Here is a 15,933-nt window from a genome sequence, read left to right as displayed (position 1 = left end):
CACCGAGCCGGATGAGCGGTCCCCCGGGGCAGGGACCTCGGCGGGATCGGGCGAGGGCGCCCGGGACCGGTGCGGCCACCCTGTCGCCGACCCCCTGGAGGCCCGGCGTGAACGCCGATCCGGACGTCCCCGCCGCACGGTGCGTCACCGCCGGCGACCTGGTGACGGCCCGTCCCGGGCGTGCCCGGCCGCCCGGCGAGCGGTGCGGCCCCGCGGACCACGGACGCGGAACTGCTCGTCCCGGTCCTGCTCCGGGCCTCAGATCGTGGGCCGGCCGAGGGCCCGGCTGCGCAGCAGGTGCTCCTGGACGTCCACGAGCGGGTTCCCCTCGGCGTCCCGGTGGTGGCGGGTCCACACGCCCTCGGCGTCCAGGTGCCAGCCGGCCGTGCCGTCCGAGACGTAGCGGGCGAGCAGCCGCACGAGCGCCTCCGCCTGCTGGGGGTCGGTGATCCGGACCAGGGTCTCCACCCGGCGGTCCAGGTTGCGGTGCATCATGTCCGCCGAGCCGATGTAGACCAGGGGCGCGCCGGCGTTGCAGAAGGCGAAGACCCGGGAGTGCTCCAGGAACCGGCCCAGCACCGACCGGACCCGGATGTTCTCGCTCAGCCCCGGCACCCCCGGGCGCAGGGCGCAGATCCCGCGGACCACCACGTCCACGGGCACCCCGGCCTGCGAGGCCCGGTACAGGGCGTCGATCACGGCCTCGTCCACGATCGAGTTGCACTTGACCTGGATCCGCGCCGGCCGGCCCGCCCGGTGGTGGCGGATCTCGGCCTCGACGAGGTCGATGAGCCCGGAGCGCACCGACCGCGGCGCCACGAGCAGGCGCTGGAACGTGGTCTTGGGGGCGTAGCCGGAGAGCTGGTTGAACAGCCTCGAGACGTCCTCCCCGACCTCGGGGTCGCACGTGAGCAGGCCCAGGTCCTCGTAGAAGCGCGCGGTGGAGGGGTGGTAGTTGCCGGTGCCGATGTGCACGTAGCGGCGCAGCCCGTGCTCCTCCTGGCGCACCACGAGGGAGAGCTTGCAGTGGGTCTTCAGCCCCACGATGCCGTAGACCACGTGCACCCCGGCCTGCTCGAGCTTGCGGGCCCAGGAGATGTTGGCCTGCTCATCGAAGCGGGCCTTGATCTCCACGAGCGCCAGCACCTGCTTGCCGGCCTCGGCGGCGTCGATGAGCGCGTCCACGATGGGGGAGTCGCCCGAGGTCCGGTACAGGGTCTGCTTGATGGCCTGCACCCTCGGGTCCGCGGCGGCCTGCTCCAGGAAGGCCTGGACGCTCGTGGCGAACGAGTCGTAGGGGTGGTGCAGCAGCACGTCCCGGGCGCGGGTCGCGGCGAAGACGTCCGCGGCCTTGGCGGTCTCCGCGGCGTTGAGGTAGCGGGAGGTGTGGGCCACGTGGCGGGGGTAGTGCAGCTCCGGGCGGTCGATCCCGGCGATCACCCCCAGTCCGCGCAGGTCCAGGGGGGCGGGCAGCCGGTAGATCTCGGACTCGTCGATGCCCAGCTCGGAGACGAGCAGCTCGAGCACCTCCGTGCTGATGCTGTCCGTGACCTCCAGGCGCACCGCGGGACCGAAGCGGCGGCGCAGCAGCTCCTTCTCGAGCGCCTGCAGCAGGTTCTCGGCGTCGTCCTCCTCGACCTCCAGGTCCTCGTTGCGGGTCACCCGGAACACCTGGTGCTCCTCGACCTCCATCCCGGGGAACAGATCGTCCAGGTGCCGGGCGATGACGTCCTCGAGCGGGATGAACCGGGCCTGTCCGTTCGGCAGCCGGGAGGCGCGGGCCCCGTCCACCGGGAGCAGCCGGGGCAGCTGGTCCGGGACCTTCACGCGGGCGAACAGCCGCTTGCCGGACTGCGGGTTGCGGACCATCACGGCCAGGTTGAGGCTCAGCCCGGAGATGTAGGGGAACGGGTGGGCCGGGTCCACGGCCAGCGGCGTGAGGATGGGGAACACCTGGCGGTGGAAGTCCCGGGTGAGCCGCTCCCGCGTGGCGGCGTCGAGGTCCTCCCAGCCGACCAGGTGGATGTTGTGCCGGGTCAGTTCGGGCCGCACCAGGTCGTGGAAGGCCCGCGCGTGCCGCTCCTGGAGCTCGTGGGCGCGCGCGGCGATGGTGGCCATCTGCTCCGCGGGGGAGTGCCCGGAGGCGGCCGGCCGGGCGATGCCGGTGGCGATGCGCCGCTTGAGCCCCGCCACCCGGACCATGAAGAACTCGTCCAGGTTGGAGGCCACGATGGACAGGAAGTGCACGCGCTCCAGGAGGAAGAGGTCGGGGTCCTCCGCGAGCTCGAGGACCCGGGAGTTGAACGCGACCCAGCTCGCCTCGCGGTCCAGGAAGCGTTCGGGGCCGTGCCGGCCCTCCAGCACCTGCCGGGCCGCGGGCACCGGGTCGTCGATCCGGTCCCGGTCCCCGTGGCCCCGGGCGGCCGCGCCGTCGGGGACGGGGGGCTCGTCCGGCACGGGCCCGCCGGGCGGGACCCCGGGCGCGCCGGGGGCCGGCGCGGACTGCGGGGTGTCCTGCTGGTGCGTGGTCATCACGGTCCTGTCTCGTCGTGTCGTGTCCGGGCGGTCCCGGCGCGGGGCGGGCGGCGCGGGTCAGGCGGGGAGGTCCCCGGCGTACATCACGTCGAGGTGCCAGGGCCGGAACCCCAGGGCCTCGTACAGCCGCAGGGCGGCGGCGTTGTCGCCGTCCACGTAGAGCATGACCTCGTCCAGGTCCCGCCGTGCCAGGTGGTTGACGCCGGCGGCCGTCAGGGCCCGGCCCAGGCCGGTGCCCTGGTGCCCCGGCGCCACGCCCACGGCGTACACCTCGCCGAGCGGGCCGCGGTCGGCGCCGCCCGCGTGGACCTTGGTCCAGTGGAAGCCGGCGATCGTCCCCGGCTCGTCCTCCCGGACCGCGAGCAGGAAGCCGGCGGGGTCGAACCACGGCTCGGCCTCCCGCTGCCGCAGGTCGTCGAGGGTCATCCGGCCCTGCTCGGGATGCCCGGCGAACGCCGCCGCGTTGACCCGCAGCCACTCCTGCTCGTCGCGGCCGGGCTCGAACGCCCGCAGCCGGAAGCCCGCGGGCATCTCCTCGGGGAGGGGGAGGTCCGCCGCGCCGCGCAGCGGGCGCAGCAGCCGGTGCAGGTCCCGGACGGGGGACAGGCCGTGCCGGGCCGCGAGCGCCGCGGCGGCGGGGTGGCCGCCGTGCGCCCAGGCCCGCACCGTGCCGGTGGTGCCGGCGGCCACCGCCGCCGCCAGCGCCGTGCCGATCCCGGCGCCGCGGTGGGCGGGATCGACCACGAGCTCCACGAGACGGGCGCCGTCGGGCTCGGGCACGCGCACGGCGGCGCCGAGGAGCTCCCCGCCGCGCGAGCGCGCCAGGACGGTGCTGACCCCGCCGTCCGGGGCCGAGCGCAGGTCCACCAGGGTCTGGTCGGAGAACGGCGGGTCGCCGTCCGCGGCGGCGGCGCGGGAGGCGAGCTCCACGATCTCCTCGGCCGGCGGGACCTCCGGCCGGTCGAGGTCGTACGGCACGGGCTGGGACATGGGGACCTCCTGCGTGGGGTGCGGGACGGGCGGGCCGGGACGGACGGTGCTCAGCCCTCCCGGGCCCGCGTCGTGGCGAAGCTGTAGCCCACGTTACGCACCGTGGTGATCAGGTGCTCGTGGTCGGCGCCCAGCTTGGCGCGCAGCCGCCGCACGTGGACGTCCACGGTGCGGGTGCCGCCGTAGTAGTCGTAGCCCCAGACCTCGCTCAGCAGCTGGGCGCGCGTGAAGACCCGCCCGGAGTGCTGGGCCAGGTACTTCAGCAGCTCGAACTCCTTGTAGGTCAGGTTCAGGGGCTGGCCGTTGACGTGCGCGGAGTAGGCGGCGTCGTCGATGACCACGGAGCCGGCCCGGATGCGGGTGTCGTCCTCGGGGACCTCGGCCGTGCGGGAGGAGGCGAGGCGCAGCCGGGCCTCGACCTCCGCGGGACCGGCGGTGTCCAGCACCACGTCGTCGACCATCCAGTTCGCGGCCACCGCCGCCATGCCGCCCTCCGTGAGGACCATCAGCAGCGGGGCGGCCAGGCCCTTGGCGGTGAGCAGCTGCGCGAGGTTGCGCGCGGTGATCAGATCGGTGCGCCCGTCCAGCAGGACCACGTCCGGGGACCGTCCGTCGAGGCTGCCCGAGGCGGTCCGGGTCGGGGCGACCGAGACCTTGTGGCTGAGCAGGTCGAGGGCCGGGAGCACCGATGCCGAGGGTCCGTCCGCGTCGGTCAGCATCAGGATCTGGAACACTCGTGCTTCTCCACTCTGGCGTACGGACTGAGCTGTCAGTATAGGTGCGGGCAGGCGGCCGGCCCCGCGGCGCAACCGGTCCGGAGCGTCCGGCGCCCCGTCCCGTCCGGGCGTCGCCCGCGCCGGGGCGGCGAGCCGCTATCGTTGCTCGTGTCCGCCCGGGCGCAGGTCCCGGCCCTCGACAGTGCAGGAAGACCGATCGCCATGAGATACGCCATGATCGCCGCGTGCAGCGTGGCCGGCCTCGTGGCGGCCCTGGCCGCGGTCGCGGTCGCCGGGCCCGCGCCGCTGGTCCTGGCGCTGGGGATGTCCGTGGTGATCGGCTTCGGCTGGCCGGCGGCCACCGGCATCGAGGCGAGGCACCGGCACAACGTGATCATGAGCGCCGCCGGCGTCGCGGCGGCCCTGCTCGTGCAGTTCCTGCCCGGCCAGCAGCTCGTCTGGCTGCCCGCCGTCGTGGGGGTGGCCCTGATGACCGTGTTCGCGGCGGAGCTGGTGCGGGGCGAGGGCGCCGAGCACCGGCTCGAGTCCGCGATCGCCTCGACGGCCGGCGTGCTCGCCGCGGTCAGCTCCTCCGGCTGGATCGCCCTGGCCGGAGACTACCGGGCCACGGGCTCCGATCCCGTGCTGCTCGTGGTGGTCGGCGCCGTGCTGGCCGCGCTCGTCGCCCTCGTGGGCGGCCGGGTCATCGCGGCGGCGCCGAAGAGCTCGCCCAAGCGCGGCGTCGTGGCGCTCGGCGTGACCCCCGTGGCGTTCCTCGGGGTGGGGGCCGTGTTCACTGCCCGGCTCGTGAGCACCGTGGTAGTTTAGGGCCATGCTTGCACTCGAAATCTTCTACCTCGCCCTGCTCGGCATCTCCGGTCTGTTCATCGCCGGGATCTCCCTCAAGGTGGTCCTGGGCCTGTTCAAGGGACAGCACTAGTCCCGTGCCCATCGAGATCCCCTCGGATCTGACCCCCGAGCTCGTCCCGTTCGCCTGGTTGCTGGGCACCTGGGAGGGCGACGGCTTCATGGGCTACGGCGAGGTCGAGCAGCGGCCCTTCCGGCAGCGCGTGACCTTCGAGCAGAACGGCCTGCCGTTCCTCGAGTACCGGGCGCAGACCACGCTCCTCGACGAGGAGGGGCGGCCGATGCGCCCGGCCACCGTGGAACAGGGGTTCTGGCAGCTCGACCGGAACCTCGAGGACGGCGACGTGGGACCCGGAATGCTCCCGCCGGACCTCGTGCCCGTGCTCCAGGGCGCGGAGGACGTGGAGCGGATGCGCAACGCGGACGGCGGCTTCGACGTCCTCGTGACCCTGACCCACCCGGGCGGCATCGCCGAGCTCTACGCCGGGCAGATCAAGGGCCCCCGCATCGACCTCGCCACCGACGCCGTGATCCGCGCCCGCGGGTCCAAGGAGTACAGCTCCTCGACCCGCATGTACGGCCTGGTGCACGGCGACCTGTTCTGGGCCTGGGACATGGCCGCCCTCGGTGAGCCCCTGGCCACCCACGCCTCCGCACAGCTGCGGAAGATCGGCTGACGCCCGTGACCGACCACCGTTCCCCCCTGCTCCTGCGCCCCGGCGCCGTGGAGGCCGAGCACCTGGACCGCGGGGTGGCCGCCCACTACGGCGACCCGCTGCGCGAGCAGCGCTCGCTCGTGCGGACCCCCGGCACGGTCGTGGACCTCTCCCACAAGGGCGTCGTCACCGTCACCGGGCCCGACCGGCTCAGCTGGCTCACCACGCTCTCCTCCCAGGTGCTCACCGGGCTCGAGCCCGGGCGCAGCACCGAGACCCTCTTCCTGTCCGTGCAGGGCAGGATCGAGTACGCCCCCCACGTGGTCGACGACGGCACCACCACGTGGCTGCTCACCGAGGTCGACGAGACCGCGCCCCTGGTGGCGTGGCTGGAGTCCATGCGCTTCGCGCTGCGCGTCGAGATCGAGGATCGCACCGGGCAGTGGGCCGTGCTCGGGGCCACCGGACCCGTGCCGGGGCTGCCCGCCACCGTCGTGTGGCGGGACCCCTGGCCCGAGATCGCCCCCGGCGGCTGGAGCTACGCCGACCTCCACGGCCCCCACCCGGGCGAGGAGCGCACCTGGTGGGAGCACCTCGTGCCCCGCGACGAGCTCGACAGCCTGACCCGCGACCTCCCGCTCGCCGGCTCCTGGGCCGCCGAGGCGCTGCGGATCGCCGCCTGGCGCCCGCGCCGGGGCGCCGAGACGGACGAGCGGAGCATCCCGCACGAGCTCGACCTCCTGCGCACCGCCGTGCACCTGGCCAAGGGCTGCTACAAGGGCCAGGAGACCGTCGCCCGGGTGCACAACCTCGGGCACCCGCCCCGCCGGCTGGTGCTCCTCGACCTCGACGGCTCGGAGCACACGCTGCCCGCCGCGGGGGCCGACGTGGTCGCGGGGGAGCGCACGGTGGGCCGCGTGACGTCCGTGCAGCTGCACCACGAGCAGGGCCCCATCGCGCTCGCCGTGCTCAAGCGCACCGCCGACCCGGCCGCCCAGCTCGTGGTCACGGACGGCGAGCAGCGGTGGGCCGCCGCGCAGCAGGTCGTCGTCCCGCCGGACGCCGGGCAGGTGGTCGGCCGGCAGACGGGCTTCCTCCGGGGCCCCCGCTCCTAGCCCCGGCCCGGACGCCGGCGCCCCCGGGAGCGCGGGCCCGCGCTGCGGCGAGGCCGGCGGCGGCCCCCGGGGTGCACCCCCCGGAGCCCGTCCGCGCGGCTCAGCGGCCGAAGAGGACCTTGGCCTCGTCCCAGCGGTGCTGGGGCACGGTCTTGAGCCCGGCCAGCGCCTCGCTGAAGGGCACCCGGACCAGGTCGGTGCCGCGGATGGCGACCATCTGCCCCCAGCCCTTCTCGTGCACCAGGTCCACCGCGGCCAGCCCGAACCGGGTGGCCAGCACCCGGTCGAAACCCGTGGGGGCGCCGCCGCGCTGGATGTGGCCCAGGATGGTGTTGCGGGTCTCGATCCCGGTGGCCGCCTCGATCTGCTCGGTGACGTACTCCCCGACCCCGCCCAGGCGGGGCCGGCCGGAGTCCTCCACCCCCTTGCCGGCCAGCACGTCCCCGTGGCCCTCGGGGATGAAGCCCTCGGCGACCACCACCAGGGGCGAGCGGCCGCGGTCGTGGACCTCGGTGACCCAGGTGCAGACCTGCTCCATGGAGACCTGCTGCTCCGGGATCAGCACCGCGTGCGCCCCGGCGGACATCCCCGAGTGCAGCGCGATCCAGCCGACGTGGCGGCCCATGACCTCGGCGACCATGCACCGGTGGTGGGACTCCCCGGTGGTGCGCAGCCGGTCCATGGCGTCGGTGGCGATCTGCACCGCGGTGTCGAAGCCGAAGGTGTAGTCGGTGGCCTGCAGGTCGTTGTCGATGGTCTTGGGGACCCCGATCACCGGCAGCCCGGCCTCGGCCAGCCGCGCCGCCCCGGCCAGGGTGCCCTCCCCGCCGATCGCCACGATCGCGTCGATGTGGTGGCGCTCGAGCATCACGCCGATGTTCTCGGGCCCTCCGCCGGGGCCGGAGTAGGGGTTGGTGCGGGACGTCCCCAGGATGGTCCCGCCCTCCCGGGCCAGGCCGCGGACGCGGGTGCGCGGCAGGTCCATGATGTCGCCCTCGAGCACCCCGCGCCAGCCGTCGCGGAAGCCCACGAACTCGTGCCCGTAGGTCTTGATCCCGTGCAGCACGGCGCCGCGGATCACCGCGTTGAGTCCGGGGCAGTCCCCGCCGCTGGTCAGCAGTCCGATCTTCATCCGTACAGTCTCCTCCGGGTGGGCGGGGCGTGCGTGGCGGCCGGACGTGCACCGGCACGCCCAGTCTAGTGAGTACGGCCCACGGCGGCAGGGCCCGGCCCGGACGTGTTGGCCCCGGCGCCCCTCCGCGTCCCGGGCCTAGACTGCCGGGGAGGGCCCCGCCGGGCCCGCGAGGAGGGATGGCGTTGAGCGCGGACAGAGAACCGGCCCGGGAGAACCTGCGGGAGTTCATCGACAAGCTGGTCGACCAGGGGTACACGGTGCGGGACGGGCAGTCCCCGGACCCGGACCTGATCGACCCGGGGGGCTCGGCGGTGGAGACCTGGCGGGAGGACTACCCGTACGAGGAGCGGATGAGCCGGGAGGAGTACGAGCTCGAGAAGTACCAGCTGCAGATCGAGCTGCTGAAGTTCCAGTACTGGGGCCAGGACCACGACCTCCAGCACGTCATCGTGTTCGAGGGCCGCGACGCCGCCGGCAAGGGCGGGACGATCAAGCGCTTCACCGAGCACCTGAACCCGCGCGCGGCCCGCGTCGTCGCCCTCACCAAGCCCTCGGACCGCGAGCGGGGCCAGTGGTACTTCCAGCGCTACATCCAGCACCTGCCCACCGCCGGGGAGATCGTGATGTTCGACCGCTCCTGGTACAACCGCGCCAACGTCGAGCGCGTCATGGGCTTCTGCACGGACCGGCAGTACGAGCAGTTCATGGCCCAGGCGCCCGTCTTCGAGAAGATGCTCGTGGACTCGGGCGTCCACCTGACGAAGTTCTGGTTCTCCGTCACCCAGCACGAGCAGCGCACCCGGTTCGCGATCCGCCAGATCGACCCCGTGCGGCGCTGGAAGCTCTCGCCCATGGACCTCGCCTCCCTCGACCGGTGGGAGGACTACACGGACGCCAAGGAGGAGATGTTCCTGCGCACCGACACCGACCACGCCCCGTGGACCACGGTGAAGTCCAACGACAAGAAGCGGGCGAGGATCAACGCGCTGCGCTTCTTCCTGGACCAGTTCGACTACGAGGACAAGGACCCGGACGTGGTCTATCCTCCCGATCCGCTGATCGTCCGGCGCGGCCTGGAGGCCGTCGGCGACTGAGGCGCGGACCGTGCGCGACGGCGCCGCCCGTCCCCGTCCGGGGGCGGGCGGCGCCGTCGGCGGGGCGGTCCCGGCTCAGCGGCCGGGACGGTCCACCAGGACGGCGTTGGCGGCGGCGTTGACGGCGGTCACGGCCAGGACGGAGGGCCAGGCCCCGATCCGCCTGGCCAGCGGGTGGGAGAGGCCGAAGCCGAGGACGTAGAGCCCGCCGAGCGCGGCCGTGGTCCCCGGACCGCCGCGATGCCACCACGAGTGGGCGGCCGCGGCGCCGGCGGCGGCCAGCACCGCCCCGCCCAGGGGGCGCACACCGGTCGCCCGGGCGGTGGCGTACCCGCCGATCAGGCCCGCGCTCACGAGGGCCGCCGCGGGCACCGACTCCGCCGCGGCCACGGCGCGGTCGAGGGCGCTCACGCGGCGCCGCCCAGGTACTCCTGGAGCCGGCGCAGGCCCTCGGCGAGGTCGTCGTCGCCCAGGGCGTAGGACAGGCGCAGGAAGCCGGAGGGGCCGAAGGCCTCGCCGGGGACCACGGCGACCTCCGCCTGCTCCAGGATCAGCTCCGCGAGCTCGGCGGAGGTCTGCGGCGTCGCGTCGCCGAACCGCCGGCCGAGCAGCCCGCGCACGTCCGCGTAGGCGTAGAACGCGCCGGTCGGGGTGGGGCACTCCACGCCGTCGATGGCGTTGAGCGCCTCGACCATGACCTTGCGGCGGCGGTCGAAGGCCTCCCGCATCCGGTGGGCCTCGTCGAGCGGGCCGGACACCGCCGCGAGCGCGGCCCGCTGGGCCACGTTGTTGACGTTGGACGTCAGGTGGGACTGCAGGTTCGTGGCCGCCTTGATGATGTCGGGGGCCCCGATCATCCAGCCCACCCGCCAGCCGGTCATCGCGTACGTCTTGGCCACGCCGTTGAGGACCACCACGTTCTCGCCCAGCTCCGGCACGGCGGCGGCGATCGAGGTGAACGGCACGCCGTCGTAGGTGAGGTGCTGGTAGATCTCGTCGGTCAGCACGAAGATCCCCTTCTCCGCGGCCCAGCGGCCCACGGCCGCGGTCTCCTCGGGGGAGTACACGGCGCCGGTGGGGTTCGACGGCGAGCAGAACAGCAGCGCCTTGGTGCGCTCGGTCCACGCGGCCTCGAGCAGCTCGGGGGTGACCTTGTAGCCGAGCTCCGGTCCGGCGAAGACCTCGACCGGGTTGCCGCCGGCGAGCTTGATGGCCTCGGGGTAGGTCGTCCAGTACGGGGCCGGCAGCAGGACGTCGTCGCCCTCGTCCACGACCGTGGCGAAGGCCTGGAAGACGGCCTGCTTGCCGCCGTTGGTGACGAGGACCTGGGAGGGCTCCACCGTGTACCCGCAGTCCCGGGCGGTCTGCTCGGCGACCGCCTTGCGCAGCTCGGGCAGGCCCGCGGCCGGCGTGTACCGGAAGTTCGCCGGGTCCTGCAGGGCGGCCGCGGCGGCGTCCACGATGTACTGGGGCGTGGGGAAGTCGGGCTCCCCGGCGCCGAAGCCGATCACGGGGCGGCCGGCGGCCTTGAGCGCCTTCGCCTTGGCGTCCACGGCGAGCGTCGCGGACTCTGCGATGGCGCCGACGCGCCGGGAGATGCGGGACGTGGTCATGACCGGGGGCCTCCTGGAGGGGAACGGACGGTTTCCGCCGGGTGCGGCGGCGGCGGTGCGGACGCCCCCATGCTACTCGGGGGTCCGGCGGGCGGATCCGGCGCGCGGGCGGCCCGTCCCGCCCGGATTGCACCCCGCCGCCCGGGTCGCCTAGGATGGTCGACTGGTGTCATCGACGCCTGCTCCGCCGCGCCGTCGCGGCGAGGTCGGGTGGTAGAGTCGGTGACCGGGTCCGAGCGATCGAGGCCGGTGTTCCGACGCCGGGCGAGCTCGCGAGGCACGTAGGGCAGTGGCGCAATTGGTAGCGCAGCGGTCTCCAAAACCGCAGGTTGCAGGTTCGAGTCCTGTCTGCCCTGCTCCAGTCCGGGGCGGTTCCCGGCACCCCGCACCGGGGTGCCGGGAACGGCCGCGGCGACGGCGGGCCGGCAGCACCGCTCGGCACGCACGATTGCACACAGGGAGAGCCGATGTCGCAGACCACCGCCGGCCGGGCGTCGGGCCAGCCCCCGGAGCAGGGGGCCGAGAGCCCCCGGGGCGTCTTCGGGCGCCTGTTCCTGTTCCTGCGCCAGGTCGTGGGGGAGCTCCGGAAGGTGGTCACCCCCACCCGGCACGAACTGGTCAACTACGTCCTGGTGGTCCTCGTGTTCGTCGCGTTCATGATGGTGCTCATCTCGGTCCTGGACCTCGCGTTCGGGCAGGCCGCCCTGTGGATCTTCGGGCAGGGGGACGCCGCCGGCTGATCCGGGCGGCGCACGGACCGGCGCGGCCGGCCACCGTGACCCAGCAGAGCACGACATCCACGAAAGAACTTGAGGGAGATCCAGTGACCGAGCACGAGCTCGAAAACGGCACCGAGGCACCGGCCGAGGTCGACCAGCAGGCTCCGGAGCTGCCGGAGGCCGAGACCTCCGTGCAGGAGGACGACTTCGCGGCCGCCCACGAGCCGGACGAGGCCCCGGCGGCCGCGGACGCGGCTCCCGCCGAGCCGGCCGGCCCCGAGGCCGACGTCCCCGCGGAGGACGAGGTCCCCGCCGAGGAGGCCCCGGCCGCCGAGGACGAGGTGCCCGCCGTGGACCCCGTCGAGGAGTTCAAGTCGAAGCTGCGCCGCCAGGAGGGTGACTGGTACGTCATCCACACCTACGCCGGCTACGAGAACCGCGTGAAGACGAACCTCGAGACCCGCATCCAGTCCCTCAACATGGAGGACGACATCTTCCAGATCGAGGTGCCGATGGAGGAGGTCGTCGAGATCAAGAACGCCCAGCGCAAGATCGTGCGCCGGGTGCGGATCCCCGGCTACGTCCTGGTGCGGATGAACCTCACCGACGCCTCCTGGGGCGCGGTCCGCCACACCCCGGGCGTCACCGGCTTCGTCGGCCAGGACGCCTACAACCCCGTGCCGCTGCGCCTCGACGAGGTCTTCGAGATGCTCAACCCGGTCTTCGAGGCCCCGCAGGGCGCGGGCGGCGAGACGGCGGCCCAGCCGAGCGCGCAGCCGCAGGTCGACGTCGACTTCGAGGTCGGCGAGTCCGTCATCGTCAAGGAGGGCCCGTTCGAGACCCTCCCCGCCACGATCTCCGAGATCAAGGTGGAGTCCCAGCAGCTCGTCGTCCTCGTGTCGATCTTCGAGCGCGAGACCCCCGTGACCCTCGGCTTCAACCAGGTCTCCAAGATCTGAGCCCCGCGGGCCGCTCCGGCCCGCCCCAGTTCCCGGCCCCCGCGGTGCATGCTTCGCCGCCGGGACCGCCCGGCCGCCGCGCCACGGCGGCCACCCGCCGTCGTACGCTCCTGTGCGCCGGTACGTCCAGCAGAAGAAGGACCAGCACATGGCTCCCAAGAAGAAGAAGGTCTCCGGCCTCATCAAGCTGCAGATCCAGGCAGGCGCCGCCAACCCGGCGCCCCCCGTGGGCCCGGCCCTCGGCCAGCACGGCGTGAACATCATGGAGTTCTGCAAGGCCTACAACGCGGCCACGGAGTCCCAGCGCGGCAACATCGTGCCCGTGGAGATCACGGTCTACGAGGACCGCTCGTTCACCTTCATCACGAAGACCCCGCCCGCCGCGCAGCTGATCAAGAAGGCCGCCGGCATCACCAAGGGCTCCGGCGTCCCGCACACCCAGAAGGTCGGCAAGCTCAGCATGGACCAGGTGCGCGAGATCGCCGAGACCAAGAAGGAAGACCTCAACGCCAACGACGTCGACGCCGCCGCGAAGATCATCGCCGGCACCGCCCGCTCCATGGGCATCGAGGTCGAGTGATCAGCCTCGGCTGACACCACCCACCGATATTGACGTGGCAGGGCCGAGCGCGGCCCGCAGACCACAACTGCACAAGGAGAAGAAGCAGATGGCAAAGCGCAGCAAGGCATACCAGGCGGCCGCCGCCAAGATCGACGAGGGCGCGCTGTACGCCCCGGCCGAGGCCGTGGCCCTGGCCAAGGAGCTCGACACCGCGAAGACCGACTCCACCGTGGAGGTCGTCCTCCGCCTGGGCGTCGACCCCCGCAAGGCCGACCAGATGGTCCGCGGCACCGTGAACCTGCCCAACGGCACCGGCAAGACCGCCCGCGTCGTCGTCTTCGCGACCGGCGACAAGGCCGCCGCCGCCGAGGAGGCCGGGGCGGACCACGTCGGCTCCGACGACCTGATCGCCCGCATCCAGGGCGGCTGGACCGACTTCGACGCCGCCGTGGCGACCCCGGACATGATGGGCAAGGTCGGCCGCCTGGGCAAGGTCCTCGGTCCCCGCAACCTGATGCCGAACCCCAAGACCGGCACCGTCACCATGGACGTGACCAAGGCCGTCAACGACATCAAGGGCGGCAAGATCGACTTCCGCGTCGACAAGCACTCGAACCTGCACTTCATCGTGGGCAAGACGTCCTTCGACGTGCAGAAGCTCGCGGAGAACTACGGCGCCGCCCTCGAGGAGATCCTGCGCCTGAAGCCCTCCGCGTCGAAGGGCCGCTACATCACGAAGGCGACCGTCTCGACCACGTTCGGCCCGGGCATCCCGGTCGACCCGAACGTCACCGAGGTCGTCGTCGGCGCCTGACGCCGCGCACCGGAGCCCGCGGGGCTCCGACGGGTGGGGGCCCGGCCGATGCGGCCGGGCCCCTTGCCGTCCGACGGGAGCAGTCCTCCCACGACCCAGCAGCCGGCGGGCGTCCGCCGGCGCCCACGGAACGGAGATCCCCCACGTGAGCGAGCACCCCCCAGTGCGCATCGAGCAGATGCGCATCCCCGACGAGTTCGACGACGCCGCCCAGCAGCTGCTGGGACGCGTTGCGGAGCTCGTGCGCCGGTCCCGGCAGCACGTGTGGGGGATCTCGGACCTCACCGGTGACGCCCAGGAGCTCTACCGGGACCTGCACGACCCCTTCGAGCGCGTGGTCGTCCTGCTCGCGTGGGCCCAGGACCGGCTCACGGGACGCGCCGAGGTGCGGATGCCCCTGGTCACGCTCACCGACTCGGCCCACATCACCGTCGACGTGGACCCCGACGTCACCTCCCAGGGCACCGGCACCGAGCTGCTGGCCGCCGCCGAGCAGCTCGCCGTGGGGGAGTCCCGGCGGCACCTGCGGATCCAGACCGAGCACCCCGGGCCGCAGGAGATCCAGGGCGACGGCAGCGTCACCGGGGTCTTCCCCTCGATCACGCCGGGCATGGTCGAGTGGGTGGACGCCGCGGACGGCTCGGGCCGGCTGCCCGTCTCCAACCGGCAGACCCGCTTCGCCCTCAGCGCCGGCTACCGGCTCGAGTCGGTGAGCGACTTCGGGGTGCTGGACGTCCCGCTGCCGCCCCAGCGGATCGAGGCGCTGCTGCGCGAGGTCGCCGCCTCGCCGGCGCCCGAGCCCTACCGGATCCACGTCTGGAGCGGTCCCGCCCCCGAGGACCGGCTCTACGAGCTCGCCGCCCTGCACTCGCGGATGGCCGCCGACTCCTTCCTGGCCCCCGCGGTCCCCGCCGACCCCGAGCCCTGGGACGCCGAGCGCGTGCGGCGCACCGAGCAGCTGCGCGCCGAGGCGGGCAACCGGTCCCTCGTGGCGGTGGCCGAGCACGAGCCCAGCGGACGGCTCGTGGGGATGACCGAGATCGTCCTGGCGGGGGAGGCCCCGCCGATCGGCATGCAGGACGAGACCGTGGTCCTGCGCGAGCACCGCCGGCGGTGGCTCGCCACCCGGCTGAAGCTGGCGAACCTGCAGCAGCTCGAGCGGCTGGCGCCGAGCGTGCGCACGGTCTACTCCTGGAGCCACAGCGGGGACGACCGGATGAGCCGGGTCAACGGCCGGCTGGGCTTCCGGGTGGCCGGGCGCAGCGGCGTGTGGGCCCGGGACTTCCCCGCGGCCTGAGCGACCGCTCCGATCCGCGACCGGACCGACGTCCGGGCCGGCCCCGATTTGGCCGCGGCGGGTCCCTCGGGTAGCGTGGGACTCACCAAAGACCGCCGGTCGTGGTCCCTCCTGCCCGTGCACCCCGTTTCGGAGCGCGCAGCACGGGAGGACCGCCGTAAGAGTTCCGCCAGGAACCGCCAGCGCAGGTGAACCAGCACAGCGAGCACGTCCCGTCCTGCACGGGGCGCGACGCCGAGCCCCGGGCATCTGCGCGGGGCTTTTTCTGTGCCCGGGCCCTTCCGGCAGCGACCGGCATCGAAGACCGGAAGGAGTACCATGGCGAACCCGGAAAAGGCAGCCGCGGTCGCCGAGTTGAAGGAGATGTTCTCCAACTCGGACGCCGCTGTCCTGACTGAGTACCGCGGCCTCACCGTGGCCCAGCTCAAGGAGCTGCGCCGCTCGCTCGGTGAGAACGCCGAATACGCCGTGGTGAAGAACACGCTGACCGCGATCGCGGCCAAGGAGCTGGGCATCGACGCGTTCGACGGCCAGCTCGCCGGCCCGAGCGCGATCGCCTTCATCTCGGGGGACCCCGTCGAGGCCGCCAAGAGCCTGCGTGACTTCGCCAAGGCGAACCCGCAGCTCGTCGTCAAGGGCGGTTACCTCGAGGGCAAGGCTCTCAGCGACGCGGACATCAAGCAGCTCGCGGACCTCGAGTCCCGCGAGGTGCTGCTGGCCAAGGTGGCCGGTGCCGCCCAGGCGTCCCTGTCCCAGGCCGCGGCGCTGTTCCAGGCCCCGCTGTCGAAGACGGTCCGCACGGCCGAGGCGCTGCGCGCCAAGGTCGAGGAGCAGGACGCCTGACCAGCATCCCCGCCGCGA

16 protein-coding genes and 1 tRNA gene are annotated in these 15,933 nt (G+C 73.4%); 11 read left to right on the top strand and 6 right to left on the bottom strand.

Going from position 1 to position 15,933, the window contains the following annotated elements; genetic code table 11:
- Positions 1–258: 258 nt before the first annotated feature.
- From RCG67_RS02925 to RCG67_RS02915, 3 genes are read right to left on the bottom strand one after another with little or no spacing between them, the layout of a single operon-like run.
- Positions 259–2,532 (bottom strand): RNA degradosome polyphosphate kinase, encoded by a 2,274-nt coding sequence (locus RCG67_RS02925; RefSeq protein ID WP_368824763.1) that lies wholly within the window; start codon positions 2,530–2,532, stop codon positions 259–261.
- A gap of 60 nt (positions 2,533–2,592) precedes the next feature.
- Positions 2,593–3,525: a mycothiol synthase gene (gene mshD, locus RCG67_RS02920; protein WP_368824762.1), complete on the bottom strand. Its 933-nt coding sequence runs from the start codon at positions 3,523–3,525 to the stop codon at positions 2,593–2,595.
- Between the two features lie 50 nt (positions 3,526–3,575).
- Entirely contained in the window at positions 3,576–4,259 is a 684-nt protein-coding gene (locus RCG67_RS02915) for a response regulator transcription factor (protein ID WP_368824761.1), read from the bottom strand.
- A gap of 204 nt (positions 4,260–4,463) precedes the next feature.
- Here RCG67_RS02915 and RCG67_RS02910 point away from each other — a divergent pair, with 204 nt between their 5' ends.
- The 3 genes from RCG67_RS02910 (at position 4,464) to ygfZ (ending at position 6,879) form a co-directional block, all read left to right on the top strand.
- On the top strand, positions 4,464–5,069 hold the full coding sequence (locus RCG67_RS02910; RefSeq protein WP_368824760.1) for a hypothetical protein: 606 nt from the start codon (positions 4,464–4,466) through the stop codon (positions 5,067–5,069).
- A 116-nt stretch (positions 5,070–5,185) separates the two neighbouring features.
- Positions 5,186–5,785 carry a heme-binding beta-barrel domain-containing protein gene (locus RCG67_RS02905; protein WP_368824759.1) on the top strand — a complete coding sequence of 200 codons (600 nt, stop codon included), beginning with the start codon at positions 5,186–5,188 and terminating at the stop codon, positions 5,783–5,785.
- A 5-nt stretch (positions 5,786–5,790) separates the two neighbouring features.
- Positions 5,791–6,879, top strand: coding sequence for a CAF17-like 4Fe-4S cluster assembly/insertion protein YgfZ (ygfZ, locus tag RCG67_RS02900; protein ID WP_368824758.1), 1,089 nt, complete (start codon positions 5,791–5,793; stop codon positions 6,877–6,879).
- A 100-nt stretch (positions 6,880–6,979) separates the two neighbouring features.
- On the opposite strand, the gene RCG67_RS02895 is transcribed toward ygfZ, so the two are convergent.
- Positions 6,980–8,011, bottom strand: a complete 1,032-nt coding sequence (locus RCG67_RS02895) for a 6-phosphofructokinase (protein ID WP_368824757.1) — start codon at positions 8,009–8,011, stop codon at positions 6,980–6,982.
- Between the two features lie 185 nt (positions 8,012–8,196).
- Between RCG67_RS02895 and ppk2 the strand changes: the two genes are divergently transcribed.
- A complete protein-coding gene (ppk2, locus tag RCG67_RS02890) occupies positions 8,197–9,108 on the top strand; it encodes a polyphosphate kinase 2 (RefSeq protein ID WP_368824756.1) in 912 nt (303 codons plus the stop codon).
- Between the two features lie 75 nt (positions 9,109–9,183).
- Here the strand turns inward: ppk2 and RCG67_RS02885 are convergent, their stop codons facing one another.
- Together RCG67_RS02885 and RCG67_RS02880 are read right to left on the bottom strand one after the other, a co-directional pair.
- The gene (locus RCG67_RS02885) at positions 9,184–9,519 is read right to left on the bottom strand and encodes a hypothetical protein (RefSeq protein ID WP_368824755.1); all 336 of its coding nucleotides are present in this window, start codon (positions 9,517–9,519) and stop codon (positions 9,184–9,186) included.
- The gene (locus RCG67_RS02880; RefSeq protein WP_368824754.1) at positions 9,516–10,721 is read right to left on the bottom strand and encodes a pyridoxal phosphate-dependent aminotransferase; all 1,206 of its coding nucleotides are present in this window, start codon (positions 10,719–10,721) and stop codon (positions 9,516–9,518) included. Before RCG67_RS02880 ends, RCG67_RS02885 begins: the two co-directional genes overlap by 4 nt.
- A 283-nt stretch (positions 10,722–11,004) precedes the next feature.
- Here RCG67_RS02880 and RCG67_RS02875 point away from each other — a divergent pair.
- From RCG67_RS02875 to rplJ, 7 genes are all read left to right on the top strand, one after another.
- Positions 11,005–11,077, top strand: a tRNA-Trp gene (locus RCG67_RS02875).
- A 111-nt stretch (positions 11,078–11,188) separates the two neighbouring features.
- Positions 11,189–11,461: a preprotein translocase subunit SecE gene (gene secE, locus RCG67_RS02870; protein ID WP_368824753.1), complete on the top strand. Its 273-nt coding sequence runs from the start codon at positions 11,189–11,191 to the stop codon at positions 11,459–11,461.
- Positions 11,462–11,544: 83 nt separating this feature from the next.
- Positions 11,545–12,399, top strand: a complete 855-nt coding sequence (nusG, locus tag RCG67_RS02865; RefSeq protein WP_368824752.1) for a transcription termination/antitermination protein NusG — start codon at positions 11,545–11,547, stop codon at positions 12,397–12,399.
- Positions 12,400–12,547: 148 nt separating this feature from the next.
- Positions 12,548–12,979: a 50S ribosomal protein L11 gene (gene rplK / locus RCG67_RS02860; RefSeq protein ID WP_058872508.1), complete on the top strand. Its 432-nt coding sequence runs from the start codon at positions 12,548–12,550 to the stop codon at positions 12,977–12,979.
- A gap of 88 nt (positions 12,980–13,067) precedes the next feature.
- Positions 13,068–13,775, top strand: coding sequence for a 50S ribosomal protein L1 (gene rplA, locus RCG67_RS02855; protein WP_058872509.1), 708 nt, complete (start codon positions 13,068–13,070; stop codon positions 13,773–13,775).
- A gap of 145 nt (positions 13,776–13,920) precedes the next feature.
- Positions 13,921–15,072, top strand: a complete 1,152-nt coding sequence (locus RCG67_RS02850) for a GNAT family N-acetyltransferase (protein ID WP_368824751.1) — start codon at positions 13,921–13,923, stop codon at positions 15,070–15,072.
- A 318-nt stretch (positions 15,073–15,390) separates the two neighbouring features.
- Positions 15,391–15,915, top strand: a complete 525-nt coding sequence (gene rplJ / locus RCG67_RS02845; RefSeq protein ID WP_368824750.1) for a 50S ribosomal protein L10 — start codon at positions 15,391–15,393, stop codon at positions 15,913–15,915.
- Positions 15,916–15,933: the final 18 nt, after the last annotated feature.

The sequence above is a fragment of the Kocuria cellulosilytica genome, from assembly GCF_040981245.1.
Taxonomy (GTDB): domain Bacteria; phylum Actinomycetota; class Actinomycetes; order Actinomycetales; family Micrococcaceae; genus Kocuria; species Kocuria cellulosilytica.
Note: the sequence above shows the minus strand (reverse complement) of the source record. Positions and strands in the feature narration are given on the sequence as shown.

What these genes read in the sequence shown, in the direction of transcription:
- RCG67_RS02925 (WP_368824763.1), bottom strand. Translation starts at nt 2,532, where the DNA reads ATGACCACGCACCAGCAGGACACCCCGCAGTCCGCGCCGGCCCCCGGC.
- mshD (WP_368824762.1), bottom strand. Translation starts at nt 3,525, where the DNA reads ATGTCCCAGCCCGTGCCGTACGACCTCGACCGGCCGGAGGTCCCGCCG.
- rplK (WP_058872508.1), top strand. Translation starts at nt 12,548, where the DNA reads ATGGCTCCCAAGAAGAAGAAGGTCTCCGGCCTCATCAAGCTGCAGATC.
- secE (WP_368824753.1), top strand. Translation starts at nt 11,189, where the DNA reads ATGTCGCAGACCACCGCCGGCCGGGCGTCGGGCCAGCCCCCGGAGCAG.
- RCG67_RS02895 (WP_368824757.1), bottom strand. Translation starts at nt 8,011, where the DNA reads ATGAAGATCGGACTGCTGACCAGCGGCGGGGACTGCCCCGGACTCAAC.
- rplJ (WP_368824750.1), top strand. Translation starts at nt 15,391, where the DNA reads ATGGCGAACCCGGAAAAGGCAGCCGCGGTCGCCGAGTTGAAGGAGATG.
- rplA (WP_058872509.1), top strand. Translation starts at nt 13,068, where the DNA reads ATGGCAAAGCGCAGCAAGGCATACCAGGCGGCCGCCGCCAAGATCGAC.
- RCG67_RS02880 (WP_368824754.1), bottom strand. Translation starts at nt 10,721, where the DNA reads ATGACCACGTCCCGCATCTCCCGGCGCGTCGGCGCCATCGCAGAGTCC.
- RCG67_RS02910 (WP_368824760.1), top strand. Translation starts at nt 4,464, where the DNA reads ATGAGATACGCCATGATCGCCGCGTGCAGCGTGGCCGGCCTCGTGGCG.